At 42.6% G+C, this 19,023-nt stretch carries 18 protein-coding genes; 12 read left to right on the plus strand and 6 right to left on the minus strand.

The features are described 5' to 3' along the window. Nucleotides 1-280 precede the first annotated feature (280 nt). A complete protein-coding gene (gene nrdD, locus ACTS60_RS10640) occupies nt 281-2,401 on the plus strand; it encodes an anaerobic ribonucleoside-triphosphate reductase (RefSeq protein WP_440888194.1) in 2,121 nt (706 codons plus the stop codon). Nucleotides 2,402-2,487: 86 nt separating this feature from the next. Beyond that, complete coding sequence (nrdG, locus tag ACTS60_RS10645; protein WP_440888195.1) at nt 2,488-2,958, plus strand: anaerobic ribonucleoside-triphosphate reductase-activating protein; 471 nt, start codon at nt 2,488-2,490, stop codon at nt 2,956-2,958. 70 nt (nt 2,959-3,028) lie between these two features. Here the strand turns inward: nrdG and ACTS60_RS10650 are convergent, their stop codons facing one another. Next, the gene (locus tag ACTS60_RS10650; RefSeq protein ID WP_440888196.1) at nt 3,029-4,975 is read right to left on the minus strand and encodes an acyltransferase family protein; all 1,947 of its coding nucleotides are present in this window, start codon (nt 4,973-4,975) and stop codon (nt 3,029-3,031) included. Between the two features lie 61 nt (nt 4,976-5,036). After that, nucleotides 5,037-6,440 carry an MATE family efflux transporter gene (locus ACTS60_RS10655; RefSeq protein ID WP_440888197.1) on the minus strand — a complete coding sequence of 468 codons (1,404 nt, stop codon included), beginning with the start codon at nt 6,438-6,440 and terminating at the stop codon, nt 5,037-5,039. 155 nt (nt 6,441-6,595) lie between these two features. Between ACTS60_RS10655 and ACTS60_RS10660 the strand changes: the two genes are divergently transcribed. The 3 genes from ACTS60_RS10660 (at nt 6,596) to ACTS60_RS10670 (ending at nt 9,471) form a co-directional block, all read left to right on the plus strand. Next, nucleotides 6,596-7,453 (plus strand): AraC family transcriptional regulator, encoded by an 858-nt coding sequence (locus tag ACTS60_RS10660; protein ID WP_440888198.1) that lies wholly within the window; start codon nt 6,596-6,598, stop codon nt 7,451-7,453. A 155-nt stretch (nt 7,454-7,608) separates the two neighbouring features. Next, on the plus strand, nt 7,609-8,796 hold the full coding sequence (locus ACTS60_RS10665) for an amino acid aminotransferase (RefSeq protein ID WP_440888199.1): 1,188 nt from the start codon (nt 7,609-7,611) through the stop codon (nt 8,794-8,796). A 12-nt stretch (nt 8,797-8,808) separates the two neighbouring features. Further along, the gene (locus tag ACTS60_RS10670; RefSeq protein WP_440888200.1) at nt 8,809-9,471 is read left to right on the plus strand and encodes a putative ATP-dependent zinc protease; all 663 of its coding nucleotides are present in this window, start codon (nt 8,809-8,811) and stop codon (nt 9,469-9,471) included. Nucleotides 9,472-9,517: 46 nt separating this feature from the next. On the opposite strand, the gene ACTS60_RS10675 is transcribed toward ACTS60_RS10670, so the two are convergent. Together ACTS60_RS10675 and ACTS60_RS10680 are read right to left on the minus strand one after the other, a co-directional pair. Further along, nucleotides 9,518-10,054: a hypothetical protein gene (locus tag ACTS60_RS10675; protein ID WP_440888201.1), complete on the minus strand. Its 537-nt coding sequence runs from the start codon at nt 10,052-10,054 to the stop codon at nt 9,518-9,520. A gap of 138 nt (nt 10,055-10,192) precedes the next feature. After that, nucleotides 10,193-10,564 carry a YgiW/YdeI family stress tolerance OB fold protein gene (locus ACTS60_RS10680; protein WP_440888202.1) on the minus strand — a complete coding sequence of 124 codons (372 nt, stop codon included), beginning with the start codon at nt 10,562-10,564 and terminating at the stop codon, nt 10,193-10,195. Nucleotides 10,565-10,729: 165 nt separating this feature from the next. Between ACTS60_RS10680 and ACTS60_RS10685 the strand changes: the two genes are divergently transcribed. The 4 genes from ACTS60_RS10685 to modC all read left to right on the plus strand — a co-directional run bounded on the left by ACTS60_RS10685 (nt 10,730) and on the right by modC (nt 14,829). Continuing rightward, nucleotides 10,730-12,181 carry a cobyric acid synthase gene (locus ACTS60_RS10685; RefSeq protein WP_440888203.1) on the plus strand — a complete coding sequence of 484 codons (1,452 nt, stop codon included), beginning with the start codon at nt 10,730-10,732 and terminating at the stop codon, nt 12,179-12,181. 90 nt (nt 12,182-12,271) lie between these two features. After that, nucleotides 12,272-13,024: a molybdate ABC transporter substrate-binding protein gene (gene modA / locus ACTS60_RS10690; RefSeq protein WP_440888204.1), complete on the plus strand. Its 753-nt coding sequence runs from the start codon at nt 12,272-12,274 to the stop codon at nt 13,022-13,024. A gap of 12 nt (nt 13,025-13,036) precedes the next feature. After that, entirely contained in the window at nt 13,037-13,726 is a 690-nt protein-coding gene (modB, locus tag ACTS60_RS10695) for a molybdate ABC transporter permease subunit (RefSeq protein WP_440888205.1), read from the plus strand. Then, nucleotides 13,723-14,829 carry a molybdenum ABC transporter ATP-binding protein ModC gene (gene modC / locus ACTS60_RS10700; RefSeq protein WP_440888206.1) on the plus strand — a complete coding sequence of 369 codons (1,107 nt, stop codon included), beginning with the start codon at nt 13,723-13,725 and terminating at the stop codon, nt 14,827-14,829. Before modB ends, modC begins: the two co-directional genes overlap by 4 nt. Before the next feature lie 73 nt (nt 14,830-14,902). Here the strand turns inward: modC and ACTS60_RS10705 are convergent, their stop codons facing one another. Then, complete coding sequence (locus ACTS60_RS10705) at nt 14,903-15,340, minus strand: DUF3069 domain-containing protein (protein WP_440888207.1); 438 nt, start codon at nt 15,338-15,340, stop codon at nt 14,903-14,905. Between the two features lie 179 nt (nt 15,341-15,519). On the opposite strand from ACTS60_RS10705, the gene ACTS60_RS10710 reads away from it, so the two are divergent. From ACTS60_RS10710 to ACTS60_RS10720, 3 genes are all read left to right on the plus strand, one after another. Continuing rightward, a complete protein-coding gene (locus ACTS60_RS10710) occupies nt 15,520-16,479 on the plus strand; it encodes a GGDEF domain-containing response regulator (protein WP_440888208.1) in 960 nt (319 codons plus the stop codon). 44 nt (nt 16,480-16,523) lie between these two features. Beyond that, nucleotides 16,524-16,634: a Solitary outer membrane autotransporter beta-barrel domain gene (locus ACTS60_RS10715; RefSeq protein WP_440888209.1), complete on the plus strand. Its 111-nt coding sequence runs from the start codon at nt 16,524-16,526 to the stop codon at nt 16,632-16,634. A gap of 126 nt (nt 16,635-16,760) precedes the next feature. Then, complete coding sequence (locus ACTS60_RS10720) at nt 16,761-17,735, plus strand: Solitary outer membrane autotransporter beta-barrel domain (RefSeq protein WP_440888210.1); 975 nt, start codon at nt 16,761-16,763, stop codon at nt 17,733-17,735. 35 nt (nt 17,736-17,770) lie between these two features. On the opposite strand, the gene ACTS60_RS10725 is transcribed toward ACTS60_RS10720, so the two are convergent. Further along, a complete protein-coding gene (locus ACTS60_RS10725) occupies nt 17,771-19,015 on the minus strand; it encodes a GGDEF domain-containing protein (RefSeq protein WP_440888211.1) in 1,245 nt (414 codons plus the stop codon). Nucleotides 19,016-19,023: the final 8 nt, after the last annotated feature.

A 19,023-nucleotide genomic window follows, 5' to 3' on the forward strand; every position in this document is an offset into this window, starting at 1 on the left:
GCGCATTCCTTTCCATCCTTTATCCTATAAGACCTCTAAAAAAAGCAAGTGGATTTCGCTGCAATTTTGCAATTTTCACAGTTTTCTTCGCAACTGAGATCAACACCGATAAGATCGATTTGATCTTGTCCGCTAGCCAATTTTTATTGATCAAAATCAATGTTTTCAGTTGGTGCTTCTCGTTAAATACGCCACAATATATTGTGTCAGTCGAATAAAAATTAGCCCTATATAGTGTGTTTGTGGATAAGTCTGTGAACATTCTGGGTAAGGAGAAAAAGTGAAACCAATCGTAATCAAGCGTGACGGCTCAAGAGCTCCGTTTAGCAGGGATCGCATTCAATCTGCAGTGGAGTCGGCAGCGGACAAAAAAGACAAAGATATCGCAATACATGCATTGAATGTTGCTCTTGCAGTAGAACTGCAGCTTGAAAATCACGATGAGGTACACATCCACGAGATTCAAAACCTTGTAGAAAATGAACTGATGCAAGGTCCTTACAAAGCACTGGCTCGTTCTTACATTGAGTATCGCCATGATCGCGATATCGCACGTGAGAAACAAAGCGCACTAACTCGCGAGATCGAAGGTCTAATCGAAGAAAGTAATCTAGACCTCATCAACGAGAACGCGAACAAAGACGGCAAAGTTATTCCAACTCAACGTGACTTGCTGGCTGGTATCGTAGCGAAGCATTACGCAAAAACGCATATCCTTCCACGTGATGTCGTTCAAGCACATGAAGTAGGCGATATTCACTACCACGATTTGGATTACGCACCGTTCTTCCCAATGTTTAACTGTATGCTTATCGATTTGAAAGGCATGCTGACTCACGGCTTTAAAATGGGTAACGCCGAGATTGATACTCCGAAATCAATTTCAACAGCGACAGCAGTAACAGCTCAGATCATTGCACAAGTAGCAAGCCACATTTACGGCGGTACAACCATCAACCGTATTGATGAAGTACTAGAGCCGTATGTAATGACGAGTTACGAGAAACACCTAGAGATCGCAACAGAGTGGAACATTGCTGAGCCAGAAGAGTTTGCAAAAGCGCGCACCGAGAAAGAGTGTTACGACGCGTTCCAATCTCTAGAATACGAAGTAAACACGCTGCATACCGCAAACGGTCAAACACCATTTGTTACGTTCGGTTTCGGTCTTGGCACAAGCTGGGCATCTCGCCTTATTCAGAAATCTATTCTGAAGAACCGTATTGCTGGTCTAGGTAAAAACCGTAAAACAGCGGTATTCCCGAAACTGGTATTTGGTATTAAAGATGGTTTGAACCACAAATCAGAAGATCCAAACTACGACATCAAACAACTTGCACTTGAGTGCGCAACTAAGCGTATGTACCCAGATATTCTTAACTACGACAAAGTAGTGGAAGTAACGGGGTCATTTAAAACACCAATGGGTTGCCGCAGCTTCCTAGGTACATATGAAGAGAATGGTGAGCTAATCCACGAAGGTCGTAACAACCTTGGTGTCGTGAGCTTGAACCTTCCACGTATTGCAATTCGTGCAAATGGCAGCGAAGAGAAGTTCTACGAGCTACTAAACGATCGTCTACGTCTTGCTCGTAAAGCGCTAGAGACACGTATCCAGCGCCTAGAAAACGTGAAAGCACGTGTTGCGCCAATCCTTTACATGGAAGGTGCGTGTGGTGTTCGCCTAAAAGCCGATGACTCAATCGCAGAGATCTTCAAGAACGGCCGAGCATCTATCTCTCTTGGCTACATCGGTGTACATGAGACAATCAATGCGCTATTCGGTACAGAAGCGCACGTATACGACGATGCGGTTTTGAGTGAAAAAGCAGTAGCTATCATCAAGCACCTAAAAGATACGGTTAATGGCTGGGCTGATGAAACTGGCTATGGTTTCAGCTTATACGCAACACCAAGTGAAAACCTTTGCAGCCGTTTCTGTCGCATCGACGCAAAAGAGTTCGGTGTGATTAAAGGTGTAACAGACAAAGGTTACTACACCAACAGCTTCCACTTAGATGTAGAGAAGAAGGTGAACCCATACGATAAGATCGACTTTGAGATGCCTTACCCTGAAATCTCAAGCGGCGGCTTTATCTGTTACGGCGAGTTCCCGAACATGCAGCGTAACGTTGAAGCTTTAGAAAACGTATGGGATTACAGTTATACCCGAGTCCCTTACTACGGTACCAACACACCAATTGATGAGTGTTACGAGTGTGGCTACAACGGTGAGTTTGACTGTACAAGTAAAGGCTTCACTTGCCCAAGCTGTGGCAACCATGACTCTACAAAAGTGTCAGTAACACGCCGCGTTTGTGGTTACCTAGGCAGCCCAGATGCACGTCCGTTTAACTTCGGTAAACAAGAAGAAGTTAAGCGTCGAGTTAAGCACCTGTAAGGTTTACTTAAACTCAGACCCAAATAATGAAAATCAACCTGTAGTGGGTTGATTTTCTTTTCTAGCCAGCAAAACAAGGCACGATTATGAATTACCACCAATATTATCCAATCGACGTTGTTAACGGACCAGGTACACGCTGCACACTGTTTGTGTCGGGCTGTGTACACCAGTGTCGCGGCTGTTATAACCAGTCGACGCAACGTTTGGACTCGGGTGTGTTTTTCACGCAAGAAGCTGAAGATCAAATCATCGCAGACTTAAACGACACACGCATCAAACGTCGTGGCTTATCTCTGTCTGGCGGTGATCCACTTCATCCAGCAAACGTGCCGCACATTCTTAAGCTTGTTAAACGAGTAAGAGAAGAGTGCCCAGGTAAAGATATTTGGGTTTGGACGGGTTACACGCTTGAAGAACTCGATGATGCGCAGCGTGAAGTGATGCAGTACATCGACACCCTAATCGATGGAAAATATGAGCAAGATAAACGAGACCTCAACCTAGAATGGCGAGGTAGCTCGAACCAAATTATCCATCGCTTCACTGATATTTAAGCGTTCAAGCACAAGAAAAGTCAGATATAAAAAGGGCACATTCGTACATTTCGAATGTGCCCTTTTTAATCTAGGAAGGATTCGTAATAGCCTGTTTAAATAATGGAGTTAGAAGTTTACTGCCACTCACAGTCATGTGATCAGCATCATAATAAAGAGGTTGGCCGTTTTGAGAGCCATTGCACTTCTCAGAATCACACAAGTACTCTTTAACATTCAGAACAGTAGAACCACATTTAGCACTAACACGATCCATTAATCCAACTATAAAACCATGCCTATCATTGTAAGTTTTGATTGGTAGAGTTACATCAATTACGCCCCCATTTTTTAATATACCTCTCGATACGTATTGTGGGACGTTGATAAGCATTTCTGGTATCGGCGTTGTAATATAAGTTGGATTGTTATGGCTCAATGAACAGATCGTATCTTCATAGTGACTTGAATACTCTTGAAGTAATTCATCGTCAAGTTTTTGGTGAATTTCACTGAAATATATACCAGGGCCAGAATTTTTCTTAATTTTGACGAGTTCAGAATGGCCAAACAGATAAGAAGAAGTCCTATTTACAACAAATACAGGAACCCCTGGGTATTCTCTTTCTATTATATTAAAGGTGTGTTCATTTGCAGCTGCACAATTGTCAACACTGTAATCTGTTAGTTTTGCTCCAAAAATGAAAGGGCATGAGTGCCTTAGAAATGTAACTGCACCGCCGTCTTGTAAGTCTATTGCATCAAGAATACCAGATGAGATTGCATCTGCGTGGCTATCGCCAACAATGATAAGTTGAATGTTATTTTTATTTCCTAAAACACAAGGCTTTGCATCAATAGGTGTTTCGGGGCCATAAAAACATGAACGAGTAAGCTCATTTCTATCAAATGTTGCGGCCTCTGCTTTTGTTACTCTATCGTCAACTCTAAAGGCAATGCCGTCAGCTTCTACTATCCCCTTAGAGATCACCAAGATTGCTAACGCAAATAAAATAGGTTTCGCGGAGATAACATACTTAATTTTTATTTCTTTGAGTTTAGGGAATCTATAACTTTCAACATAACGGTGGCTAATATAACCAAGTAAGATCGAGAGAGGTAACCCAAACCAAATCCAGTTTTGAATTGCGAAGTATGTTCCTAGTACGACCAATGGCCAATGCCAAAGATATATAGAGTATGACCACAAACCTAATTTATTAGAAATATAATTACTTGTGATTAAAGAATTTTGATTACAAATAATAACCAAGTATGTACCAATAGTTGGTAGTAGAGCTAAGTAACCAGGCCATAAACTACTCTTTGAGGAAACAATAAAGCTAATGGCGATCAACAGTAAACCGCATCTTGATAGTAAGTTTTTCAAAGAGTTTTTGAGTTCTATCGGGTAGGCATAAGCTATACCACCGAGCAACATTTCCCACGCACGATTCGATAGTAAAAAGTATGATGCATTAGGATTTGAGTATGATGAATACAAGCTATATAGATAAAATGAAACTGCGGCCGCTATTAGTATTTTTCTGAGTGTTTTTAAACCAAAAGCTTTATATAGAAGAGTTAGCACTACAGGATATATGAGGTAGAATTGCCACTCTACTGATAAAGACCATGTGTGTAATAGCCATTTACTATTTGCACTTACATCAAAATATCCAGACTCCTTTAAATACATGCTATTGGATATAAACCTGATAGATCCTGATACATGCTTTCCTAAGGTTTTGAAGTCAAGAGGAGTAAGATAGAACCAACCGAAAATCATAATAACTAAGCACAGTATCGCTAATGCAGGTATGATTCTGTTCGCACGAGAAATATAAAAGTTAATGATTGAAAAGTTTGAGTTCTCTAAGCCTCTAAATATAATAGAAGTCATTAAAAACCCGGATATTACAAAGAAAACGTCAACCCCAGCAAATCCTCCGGGCAAGATCTCTGGGTTAAAGTGGAATAAAACCACTGAAATAACAGCTATTGCTCTTAGTCCGTTAATATCAGACCTAAAATTCATTAAATTTACTCCATATAATCGATGCTGAGATTATATGTGTTTTACTACCTATCGTATAGGTTTAGCACCTCCTTAAGTGCTCACCCTCAGCAGAGCTATCATCATCAACCATGTTATTGATCCATCGCTTAGACTGAATGCGATGAGTGGTCAGAATGCCTTTCACTAGTTCCTCAACCAGTAGGGACATCAACACCCAATGCAGTGGTAAACCCAATACCATCCCGGTGTAGTAAGTGAGCGGAATACCAATCGCCCATTGACCAAACGTGTCGATGAAGATGCTATAGCGAATGTCAGCGCCACTTTTCAGTACGCCGCCGATACCAACCATGTTAAACACGCGCAGTATCATGCCAAGAGCGAGCACCAAGCACACGTTCAATGCCATTTGTTTATCGCTCAGTGGGCTCATTTCTAACAACGTTAAAATAAGTGGCGAGCACATCCAAACCACTAAGAACAAAATTGTGGCTAGTACTGCACTGGTTAACACGTACCACCACGCAGTTTTCTCAACTCGGTCATATTGCTCTGCGCCAATGTCATTCCCAAGTAACACTGAAGCAGCAACTGCGAATCCCATAAAGGTCGAAATCAATACACCTTCAATAGGTGATAAGAATGAGATGACCGCGAGTTCAGTTACGCCGAGTTGACCATAAATGATGCTGTAGACAATTAATCCGCCAGTCCATAATGCATCGTGAATCAGCATTGGCATCGAGATTTTAAAGTACTTGTTTCTATACTTTTTAACTGTGCCTTCACGCCAATCAGACCGAGCAGGGAGCAGATGTGAATATCGACGGCAAAAGAAGTAGACCAGTACCGCAGTTTGAAAAAAGCGTGAAATAAAAGTCCCCACTGCTGCACCAAATACCCCCCATTGTGGGAACCCCAATAAACCGAAGATCAGTACCGCATTTAGGAATATGTTCACGACGATGGCAGCAATGCTAACGTAAGTTGGCATTTTTGCTTCGCCAACCGATCTCAAGACTGATTCGATAGGCACCACGATGGCGGTGCCTATTAGGCTCAATCCAGTCACCACCAGATATTCACGAGCATAACTAACATACTCAGGATTATCGGCCATAAACGAAACGATCTCTTTGTCATAAACCACATACAGCCAAATGAACGGCAAAGTAACGATCAGGGAAATAAACCAAGATTGCGCAAGCGTGCGACGTATGCCCGCGATGTTGCCAGAACCGTAGTATTGAGACGCTAAAACCGTTACCGCACCACACAATCCGAATACGACGGCCAAGTTAAAGAAAAAGATTCGGTTGCCGACACCAACAGCTGCAGTGGCTGATTCACCAAGCTGGCTCACCATAAAAATGTCTACAGCGCCCAGCAGAGAAAACAACATGGATTGCAGTGATACAGGAACACCAATTGCAACCAGTTTTTTCCAAAATGCTTTGTCTATGTATTGACGTGTTAAGAGCATCGCATTTCTCCTTTAAGAACAATGCGAGTAGTTTATCCTCATGATTTGACGTTGTATTTTTCAAAGGCATCCAAAAGTTTTGTCAAACTATCCAGTCTCTGTCGAATGTTCGATTGAGCCTCTTTGCCTTTAACGCATTTGCGAGTCATTGAATCATGGACGAGAAACAAGAACGTTACACTATTTCGGAAAAGACCTACCAGGAGTTCATTGACCACACTAGAGTGCTTGCTCTCGAAGACAGGGGTATCGTCCAATGTGGCATCGCAACTTGTAGAGAGTTCTTTTCCGTTTATCGCAAGAACCAGAAGAAACATATGTTACTTTACACTATACGTGGCAAAGGCTGGTTGCAGAGTGGGGCTTGTCGATATGAGCTGGAACCAGGATCGTTAGTGATTGTGCCTGCGGGTATTGAAAATGGCTTTGGAATGGAAGACGAAACGTGGCAAATCGCGTGGGTATTCCTTTCGCAAAATAAAGAATGGTCGATGGTGAATGAAGAAATCGAATATCAACTTACACCTGCGCCAGAAGTGATGTACTCCTGCATTCAAACGCTATTACGTAGTATTAACCTGCCTATCGATTGCGGCGGTGAAGTGGGGGCGCATAGTGTTGCTCAGCTCGAACTCATGCTGAACATGCCGTATTCTGATTCGATTTCACGTAATCAGTTAAGATTGCGGCGTGTGTTTGACTTGGTTCAAAGGCAGCTCCATAAAGACTGGACAGTCGAGCAACTTGCTTCACTTTATCCTTGCTCTGAACCACACCTTCATCGTTTGACTCAGCAACAGTTTGGACGAAGCCCAATGGCACACCTTACTCGTATGCGGATGGAATATGCGGCGCGTTTGTTGCGCTCAACTGAATGGTCGATTCAGCACATTGGCGAAATAGTAGGATACCCAACAGGGGCGAACTTCAGTACGCGATTTAAAGCGTGGTCGAGCATGACGCCGCGTGAATTTAGGAAAAATGGAAAACTTGATTCACACTTTGATGAGTGATTTGTACTTTTTGTGAACGATTGAGTTCATGAAATTTCACAGTCACCAGAATTTTGTACTCTAATTGGCGAAATGAGTGAAAAATCATTTCGCCATTTTTAACGAAAGTGTTACCGTGAGGTTCGATACTTGAATTTCAAAGGGTTATGACTTTCATGTTTTCTAATCTACCGACTCCCGTATTAGATCCTATTTTATCTCTTTCCGTCGCATACCGTGGCGATGAACGTCCAAACAAGGTTGACCTTGGTATTGGCGTATACAAAAACAGCGCTGGCGAAACACCAATCATGAAAGCCATTCAAATGGCACAAGAAGTGGTTATCGAAAACCAGAAGACAAAATCTTACGTTGGTCTGGCAGGCTGTGAAGAATTCAACCAAAGCATGATCGATCTTCTTCTGACGGGTACGTCAGCAATGGATCGTGTAGCCGCTATTCAAACGCCTGGCGCGAGTGGTGCATTGCGTATGTTGGGTGACCTAATGAAGGTTGCACAACCAGATACGACAGTTTGGATTTCAAACCCAAGCTATGTGAACCACAAACCAGTAATGGAAGCAGCTGGGCTGAAAGTGAAGTTCTACCATTATTTCTCGCCTGAAACCAAGCAAGTTGACACAGCGAAGATGCTGGAAGACCTAGCTAAAGCCGGGCCTTCTGATGTGGTACTTCTGCATGGCTGTTGTCACAACCCAACGGGTGCAGATATCGACTTCTCTGCGTGGCAAGCGATCACCGAGCTTTCGCAAAAAAACGGTTTTACTCCATTTGTCGACATTGCTTACCAAGGCTTTGGTGACGGTCTAGAGGAAGACGCGAAAGGTCTTCGCTTTATGGCTAACAACGTTGAAGAAATGCTAGTTACAACGTCATGTTCTAAGAACTTTGGTTTGTACCGTGAGCGTACTGGCGCTGCAATAGTCATCGGTAAAAACACGAAAGACGTAGCAAATGCGAAAGGTAAACTATTGACGTTAGCACGTTCAACTTACACCATGCCGCCAGATCATGGAGCTGCATTAGTAAAAACCATTCTTCAGGATGCAAACCTAACTTCTGTTTGGAAACAGGAACTAAGTGAGATGCAGCAGCGCTTGCTGAATCTTCGTCAAACTTTGTGTAACGAATTGAGAAATAACCATAATACAGATCAATTTGATTTCATTGAGAGCCACAAAGGCATGTTTACTGTGCTAGGCTTTAGTGAAAACCAAATGGCGCAACTGCGTGAAGATTATGGTATTTATGGTGTCGGTGATGGTCGTATTAACATCGCTGGTTTGACCGAAACTCATATTCCTTACGTTGCTGACGCTATCCAAAAAATATCTCAACGTTAATTGGGAGAGTTGATGAAGAACTGGAAACTGATTCTGCCGCTAATGATGAGCGGTGGTCTTATTGCGTGTACGTCGACGCCGACGACCACTGAGCCTGTTGAGCCAGATACACCAAAGGTAGAGCAACCAGTCGACGTACCGGAAGTGAAACCAGAAGTTGAACCTAAGCCTGAGCAAAAACCTGAAATTAAACCAGAGGTTAAGCCTAAACCAGAAAAACCATCGAAGGTAACCAAAACGCCGGATGGAAAATTGGTTTTAGGCGCTGAAGAATGGGTTTATGTACCAGCTATTGATCAGACATTTAAAGCTCGTATCGATACTGGAGCAACGACATCGTCGATTAGTGCGACAGATATTGTACCCTTTGAGCGTGATGGTAAAGATTGGGTTCAGTTCAAAATCGATATGAACGGTAAGGCAAGCAAAGAGTTTAAGCTACCTGTGGAGCGCTGGGCGAAGATAAAGCAGTCATCTAGCGATGAAGTAGACAAACGGGCGGTCGTAGTGGCTTACATTCAGGTTGGTGATATGAATGAGCAAACCGAGTTTACACTTGCTGAACGTGGTCACATGAAGTTTCCTATTCTACTTGGACGTAGCTTTTTTAGAGATGTAGCTGTAATTGATGTGTCACAGAAATATGTGCAGAAAAAGCCGTCGAAGAAAAAGTAAATGAAAAAGCCTTCCGAATGGAAGGCTTTTTACTATTTGGAGTCGGTTAGAAGGCGAAACGGGCTGACATAACGATTTGGTTGCCATAAACACCAGTATTTCTAAAATCTGCACCCAAGGATAGCTGCTGAGTGGAGTGGAATCTCCCCCCAAGATTAAACACTGTGCTGGCATTGTCATTTGAAATAAGTTGTCCAATACGACCATGCAACTCGATATTCTGCATAAACCAAACTCGAGTACCAAAGTTCACTTCAGTTTTCCATTCGTCGCCAATTTTATCGCTACCGTGCTCCTTTATGTTATGCACCAACATTTGACCATAGATGTCTGCGAACTGGCCTGCAGGGCCATTAAAGCCGATGCCTCCAGCGATATCCCAATCACCGCTGAATTCACTGTCTACTCGGCCGATAAAGTGAGTGTTTTCAGTAAAATACGTTGTAAATTCACCACCAAAGGTGCCCGGGCTTGTCCCCATTCTGAATTCCAACATGTTGTAGTTGAAATTATTAGCATGTGATGAAAGTGGTAATAGGGCACACACGCCGATAGCTGTTAGTTTGAGAGCCTTTGCTAGCATGATGTCTCCGGGCTTTATAAAGTGAAAAAACAATAATATAGAAAAAAGCCTGCAATTAGCAGGCCAAAGTTGTGTTTTATATCACTTTTCTGAAATTACCTATGCTAGGTCAGAAGATAAGCGAGTGGAAAATGAGCTTTAGAGTACCACAAGATGCTCTACTTCAATTTCTGGTTTGTTACCGCCTTCAAACTCACCAAACAGACGTACTTTTGTCGTTTGGTCGATTGGCGTTATTAGTCGAATATCGTCATCTAGCTCAACCATGATTTCGCCCGAGCCGTCGGTAAAGATAAATTGGTCAGCACGTGTTTGACGAAGCAGATTGCCTTCTACAACAACGTCTTTCTCGGTAAACATGCTCGAATCTTTAATCAGGGCGTCGACTTTCTCTACCGTAACAGGGCCATTAAATTGGATGCTTGATTGGCCGTGGTTGTGGTCTTTCGCCATTGCAACAGTAGGCGCGATAGCAAGTGCAGCGATAGTAGCGATAACAGTGTTTTTCATAATTTGGTTTCTCTATTTAAGTGTTCGTTTTTGATGGTGCTATTAAAACAAACCTTATTTGAACCATTACTGATTCGAACATTCATATTCGATTCATTTTCTTGAGTCCTATACTGAGATAACGTTATGATTGTTCACCTTCTTTTTTTTCTCTTACAAGTGTTCATGAAATCAGCAATCCCTTCATTAATGGTTCAAGGTACGACCTCAGATGCCGGAAAAAGTGTCCTCGTGGCAGGTTTATGCCGTGTGTTGGCAAGGCGAGGGGTAAAAGTTGCCCCATTTAAGCCACAAAACATGGCACTTAATAGTGCAGTAACCAAAGATGGAGGTGAAATTGGACGAGCTCAAGCTGTTCAGGCGCAGGCTTGTAACGTAGAGCCAACGGTTCACATGAATCCAGTGTTGATTAAACCAAACAGTGACACCGGCGCACAGATCATCTTACAAGGCAAAGCACTGTCAAATATGGATGCTGTCGGATTTCATGATTACAAGAAAGTGGCAATGGAAACGGTATTGGACTCATTTGCAAAACTGACGGATGAATACGATTCCGTCATGATTGAAGGAGCCGGCAGTCCAGCAGAAATCAACTTAAGAGAAAACGACATTGCCAACATGGGATTTGCGGAAGAGGCCGATGTTCCAGTTATCATCATCGCAGATATTGATCGTGGCGGCGTGTTTGCCCATTTGTACGGTACGCTAGCGTTATTGTCTGAATCTGAGCAGGCTCGCGTTAAAGGCTTCGTTATTAACCGATTCCGTGGTGATATCAGCTTACTTGAGTCTGGTCTTGATTGGCTCGAAGAGAAAACTGGCAAGCCAGTGTTAGGAGTATTGCCGTATTTGCATGGTTTTAACCTAGAAGCGGAAGATGCGATTACCACACAACAAGACCTCTCTACAGACGTGAAACTCAATGTTGTGGTGCCAGTGTTAACTCGAATCAGTAATCATACCGATTTTGATGTATTGCGTCTTAACCCAGACATTAACTTGCGCTATGTAGGCAAAGGTGAAAAGATCGACAAAGCCGATCTGGTGGTTCTACCAGGTACAAAGTCTGTTAGAGATGATTTGGACTACTTACGCAGTCAAGGCTGGGACAAGGATATTCAACGCCATATCCGACTTGGTGGAAAGGTTATCGGCATCTGTGGTGGCTACCAAATGCTTGGTAAGTTAATTGATGACCCAAATGGAGTAGAGGGTAAGCAGGGGCAGAGTGAAGGGCTCGGTTTATTAGACGTAAGTACAACGCTAACCAACAGCAAGCAGCTAACGCATACACAAGCGCAACTTACGCTAAATGGCACAACAACGAATGTGAAAGGTTACGAAATTCATGTTGGTCGAAGTGAAGTGCAGGGCGCTCAACCTCTGACATTGAGTTCTGGCGAAGCTGAGGGAGCAATTAGCGATTGTGGTCAAGTAATGGGAACGTACCTTCATGGATTCTTCGATGAAGCCGATGTGTTGAGCCTTGTTTCTGAATGGGTGAACGGTGCACAAATCAAACAACAAGATTTTGAGCAACTCAAAGAGCAAGCCATAAATCGTATTGCAGATGCGATAGAACAACATATCAATCTTGACTTTCTGTTCAAATAAAACGAGCTTTTAACTGTTTGAAGCATAAATAAAAGTAGGCATTGTGCGCTACATTTTCTTTTCCTGCCTGTCTAGCACCGGAGTATTTTTATGAAAGCATGGAAAAAACATGCTTGCCTAGCGGCAATATTGAGCGTTTCATCAGCTACGAACGCAGCATCCGACCTAAAAGTGTACGCAGCGTCTTCAATGACCAATGCGATCGACGATATAGCGCATAAGTTTGAGCAAAAGTACGAGGTGTCAGTGACTCCCGTTTATGGAGGCTCTTCATCGATTGCTCGCCAAATTTTAAATGGCGCACCGGCTGACGTGTTTATCTCAGCAAATGCTAAGTGGATGAACTATCTAGTAAAATCGAAAGCAGTTAAGGGTGACGGCGTCACTAATTTGGTACGTAATAGTCTCGTTCTTATCGCTCCACAAGCATCAAGTGTTACTCCTTTTAACTTCTCAGATGCCAATGCATGGAGCCAAGCATTAGACGATAATCGCCTTGCGCTTGGTAACCCTGTCTCAGTTCCCGCAGGCATGTACGCGCGAGAGTCTCTTACTAATCTTGGTGTTTGGAAACAGCTCGAACGTCAAATCGCGCCTGCGAAAAATGTTCGTCTTGCATTAGCATTGGTTGAACGTGGCGAAGCACCCTTGGGCATCGTTTATAAAACCGATGCGCTTTTGACCGACAAAGTAAAAGTGGTCGGCGAGTTTGCTAGTGATACCCACGCAAACATCGTTTACCCAGCTGCTATTGTTAAAGATTCAAAACAATCCGAGCAATTCTTTGAATACTTGAAATCCGATGATGCCAAACAAGTGTTTGTGCAATATGGCTTTCAATAAAAAGGGGACAGAGTGACAGAACTTGAATACCAAGCCTTAATGTTGAGCCTAAAAGTCGGTGCATATGCCGTCATTTGGCTGATTCCTTTAGGCGTTGCTCTTGCTTGGTTACTTTCTAGAAAAGAGTTCATCGGTAAATCCATTCTCGATAGCCTAATTCACTTACCATTGGTATTGCCGCCTGTGGTGATTGGCTATTTATTGCTGATCTCGTTAGGCCGACAAGGTTTCTTAGGTAATTGGCTCTATGAGCACTTGGGTTTGGTGTTTAGCTTCAACTGGAAGGGCGCTGTCGTCGCTTGTATTGTAGTCGCACTACCTCTAATGGTGCGCTCCGTTCGTCTGAGTTTAGATAATGTTGATCCTAAGCTTGAACATGCCGCATCGACGTTAGGAGCATCACCGTTAAAAGTGTTCCTGACCATCACGTTACCTTTAACTATTCCTGGCATCATTACGGGCACGATGCTCTCGTTTGCACGTAGCTTGGGAGAGTTTGGGGCAACGATCAGTTTTGTTTCTAACATTCCCGGCGAGACCCAAACCATTCCTTTAGCTATGTATAACTTTATTGAAACGCCTGGAGCCGAAATGGAAGCCGCTCGTTTGTGTATTATTTCTATTGCATTGGCCCTTTCAACTTTAATGATCTCAGAATGGTTAAATCGCAAGGCAGCTGTACGTTTGGGAGCTAAGCGATGAGTATAGAAATTCAATTTAAACAATCACTTGGTGAAACGGACTTTAATATCGATCTGTCGTTACCGGGTAACGGTATAAGTGCATTATTTGGGCGTTCCGGTGCAGGTAAAACAACGCTGATTAATGTTATTAGTGGATTAGTGACACCACAGCAAGGAAAGGTATCGATTGGAGAACATGTTCTATTTGATAGTAGCGAAGGTATTAATCTGCCAACTCATAAACGTAAAATCGGTTATGTATTCCAAGACTCACGTTTGTTTCCGCATTACTCAGTAAAAGGAAACCTGCTCTATGGAGTCGTTGACAAAGACGAAGAGTATTTCGATAAAGTCACCGAACTCCTTGCTATTAAACCTCTGCTGAAACGGTTTCCTATCTCTCTATCTGGCGGTGAAAAACAACGGGTCGCTATTGCTCGCGCTTTGTTATCCAAGCCCAACTTATTGCTGATGGATGAACCATTAGCTTCATTGGATATGCCTCGTAAACGTGAGGTTATGCCGTTTTTAGAAGAGCTCTCAGAACAGGTAAATATTCCTATTGTGTATGTCACACACAGTTTGCAGGAAATTCTTCGCCTAGCACAGCACCTATCGATTCTCGAACAAGGCACAATTATGATGTCGGGTAAGTTAGAAGAGGTTTGGGCATCCCATGCAATGCGCCCTTGGCAGTCATTCTCAGACCACAGTAGCTTGTTCGAAGGTAATATATCGAATCATCATGAGAAATACGCGCTGACATGCGTCAAACTTGCTCCGAATGTATGTTTGTGGGTACAAAAAGTGGATGGCGAGCCAGGTATGCCCATTCGCCTTCAAGTTCGAGCAAACGACGTGTCTATTGCGTTAGAAAAACCTGTCTCTACATCGATTCGTAACGTGTTACCAGCGACTGTCGCATCCATAGAAGAGATGAATGCAGGTGAAGACAAGCAAAGTATCACAGTGTCGCTTAAGCTCGATGACGATTGCCATTTGTGGGCAACCATTACACCTTGGGCATTAGATGATCTGAACTTGAAGGTTGGAGAGGCTGTTTATGCGCAGGTAAAAGGCGTAAGTGTTACGCAAAGGGATATAGCGTTGGCACATCATTAATCATTAATTTGCACAAAGAGAGAATGTAAAAAAGGCCGCATTTGCGGCCTTTGCTTTAACTTCAGTATTGGAATTACTTCTCAAATACTTCTTTGAACTCACGTTTAAGAAGAGGGTCGCGACGTGCTTTCTTAAGTTGCTTAACCATATCTTTTACACAGTTGTGTAGGACATTGTCTAGCAGTTGAGAACGGTAGTCTTCTTTGTCTTCATCTGTCATGTTTTCTGGCAGATTTAGAGTCGGGAACTCTTCCATTACGTTTAGACCTGCGAACGCTTGGCCTACAGTTACAAGAGCGTGGAACTGTTCAAAGTTGTCTAGAATGTTTTGTGCACTTGCTGGCATTTCATCCCAAGATGCACGTACAGCTTCTTCAGACACTTCATGGATAGAGGTAACCATCTCGAACATTTGCTCAGGCACTTCGTCAAATTCAATCACTTTGCGTAGTTCAGGAGAAATAGTTTCTAGATCGATTTTTTTGCTTTCGTTGTTAGTTGCTTCTGACATGGTGTGTCTCTCGTTACAAAAGGCGGGAATATTAATACCAAATTCATCAAATAGCTACCATAACGACTATTTGATTACGTGATAAAACAGCAAAAATATCGCAGATCGGGGAGGGTTGTAATGCATATACCGGATTCATATGGTATACGTTTAATAAACAACTAGAAATGGACCATGGTATGCAGCCACTAGGAACCTCGATGCGTATTCTTCTTGTTGATGATGTACAACTTGATCGAATGCAGTTGGCAATAAGATTAAAACAGCTAGGACACGTTGTTAAAGCCGTTGGTAGTGGTCTTGAAGCCCTTAATGAATATGAAAGCTTTGACCCCGAGCTAATCCTTCTTGATATTGCCATGCCAGACATGAATGGTTTTGAAGTCTCGCTTCATATCAGAGAAGCCTTTCCCGATTGGATCCCAATCATATTTTTAAGTAGTCACGAAGAACCTGAAATGATTGCAAAAGCAATTGATGCCGGTGGTGATGACTACTTAATAAAGCCTGTTGACAAGATCGTCCTAAACTCCAAATTGATTGCAATGCAGCGTATAGCTCATATGAGAAGAGAACTAAAGCAGACTACAGCACAGCTAGAGACAGTCAATGAGCTCTTACAGCAGCAAGCAAATGAAGATGGGCTTACAAAGCTTTATAATAGGCGTTATATCGACCAGCAACTAACCGATATGGTGGCTTGGCATGGTAGGCGTGGTGAACCTATGGCGCTTATCCTCTTAGATGTGGACTTTTTCAAACCTTTTAATGATAACTATGGCCACATAGAAGGCGATCGTTGTCTTCAAGCGCTGGCCAATCAACTAAAAGCGACATTCAGCCGCTCTGGAGAGTATGTAGGTAGATATGGTGGCGAAGAGTTTGTTGTTTTACTTGGTGGAACAGACGCTAACACTGCAGAAAAAGAAGCGGAACGTATTCATAATGCGATTAAGTGTTTAGAGTATAAACATGAATATTCGAGTGTTGCACGTTTCGTGACCGTGTCACAAGGGGTATTTGTTTTCCAGGCTACGGGGAAGGAAAATGTCGCCGACCTTTACGCAACAGCAGATCGAGCTTTATATACATCAAAATCGCGCGGTAGAAATACGTACACAGTGGTAAACGCAAGTTAAGAACTAAATCAAATATATCGTTACTATAAAACCAGTGTTGGTTAATGACACCACCATTTGAGTCTGACTGGGTAGATAACCTTGGTCTTGGGAGTTCTGTGAACGATGGGGCTATTAGGGGAAGAAGTTTAGTATTCCTCTTCAACCAAGAGTAATAAGTACGCAAAGAAAATATTTGCATTTATTGTATTATCGAGCCAAAATCGCGCCCCATTTGGGCTTATAGGAACATAAGCACATAACCTTAGTCAGTGGATGACTCTTGTAAATATTGAAGACTCATGCGTAAGTTGGCTTACCTAGCGATGATTTTTGCTTCAACTTCATCTCACTCCAGCTCCGTTCACAAGCAACTTGAGAAAGAATTCGATTATAGCTATGCGGCTAGTATTGTACTTTCGGATAGTGATGTTTTTACTTTCGGTTTTTCAAACTTTGATCCTAATGAGTACCTCAATTTAGATGAAGACCTTTTGGGTAACAGTGAATCTCTAGAACTTCGTAAAAAAATCTCCGTTATGTCATTGCCGTTTAGTGTTCCAGTTGGTTACAACCGGTATTCTCCATATCAAACTAAAGTAAATGGACGTGGATACCTGCTCACCAGCAACCAGAAGGTATACGCGTTAGATGCAACCACGCCGGATAATTTAGATGAGTTCGTGTTAGCGGGGTATTTGGAAGTAGAGCAAGAAGCCTATTTAAACCGTAGCTTTATTTTAAGTGGCGCTGCGGGCACCCACCTAATGTACTACCAAAATGATTACAGCTATCAAAGCAATGCGCTTGAAGATTACCAAAGCCATATAGATGGTGTTTTCGTTAATACCAATTCATTAGCCATGGTAGCTGAATTAAATGCGACTTTAAAATACAGTCCCTATGGGCAATTTGAACAATGGTATCTATGGTCTTCTCCCCATTACTTTAATGGCTTTGGAGCAAACTTAGGGAAAGGTAACAGTTTAATTAACCCGGAGGGTTGGTATTGGGTGAATGGAGTAAAGGTATTCCATAGGTTAGCGATTTGGCAGAACATGGTTCAGTCTTTCTATACCAGTTTCAATCGTGTTGATATTGGTGGTGATACGAAAAAACCTCTCAATACAGACCATTACTACGAAGCGAGTATGGGGTGGTTAATGACCCCTCCAATTAAGATTCCATTTGTTATCAACATGGGAGTTGGTATGAGTCTTAACTACGGAAGTGCTTTTAAGGGTGGTAGCTTGGTGATGTTTTTCAATCAGGTGTAATACACCAAAGTCTTTAGTGGTAAGGTTGAGGGATATCAAGTCCGGCAGAACTTAACACAGTTTCGACCTGCCTTTTTGGCCTTGTAGAGGGCCTCATCAGCAAGTTTAATAACATCTGATGGGTTGCGGGCACTGCGACTATCGGCGACACCAAAACTAGCCGTTACACTTACCACTCCTTTATTTTCAGATGCTTTGCCTCGTTGCTTTTTGCCTTCTTTATGATCGTCAGGACGACCGTCTTGATCCCTAAGTACCATTTCGTACTGTGCGATGGATTCGCGCGTTTCTTCAATAAACTTTTCACAGTCCTCGGCAAATTTACCTTTGAAGACGATAGTGAACTCTTCACCACCAAATCGGTATACTTTAGCTCCACCCTGTGTTTTACCTAATCGAGCTGCAACCATTTTAAGAACGTCATCACCTGTATCGTGGCCATAAGTGTCATTAAACTTTTTGAAATGGTCTACATCCAGCATTGCTATGGTGAACTTTCGCCCAGTGTGCTTAAGGTCAAGATCCAGAGCTCGGCGACTTGGGATTAAGGTCAAGCTATCAGTAAAGGCCAGTTGATGGCTGGCAGATGTTGAATAAATGATGATCAAAAGCCCAGACAAGGTAAACATGGTACTAGAGATGTATTGAACATCAAAAAACACAAAAGTTGCTGTCGCTAAAACCATGGCAGAGTAGGTGATAGCGTGAATAATTCTGTTTTTCTTGAGCACAAGAATTCCGAGAAAGCATCCAAGAGCAAAGCAATACAGTACTAAAACGAAAGGTAATTTCGATACACTTGGTACGATAAATAAAGAACCAGCAGTCCATTCATCAAAACCACCCTCTACATAATAGATAAGCGTGATGTAAGACCAAAAAGCAAACATACACAACATAAAGACGTATGCTGCGGTTGATTTTGAATTGAAGCCTTCTTTACTGAATAAAAAAACCGCTAAAAAGGAGACTGGCAGTAGGCAAGTTAAAATTGTCAGTTCAAGTAAGGTTGTGCCAACGTGCAGTGGAACCTGCAATCGTGTTTGAATAATGAAATAGGCAAAGATCATGCTAATGCAAACCATAGATTCACGTCCTTGTTTGAACGAGTAGCACATGATCAACGCACAGCTGAGTAAGATGTAAGGTAAGTTTGAAGCTATGCCCCAGTTAGCTCTGGTCATCTCGATAATTTGATCCATGCCTAAGCTTACAGCACCCAGTAACAACAGAGGGAACAGAAATCGAAAAGCAGGTGAGGTCATTAAAGGTGAAACCATCTACAGCT

Source organism: Vibrio sp. WZ-1, assembly GCF_052037695.1.
GTDB lineage: Bacteria > Pseudomonadota > Gammaproteobacteria > Enterobacterales > Vibrionaceae > Vibrio.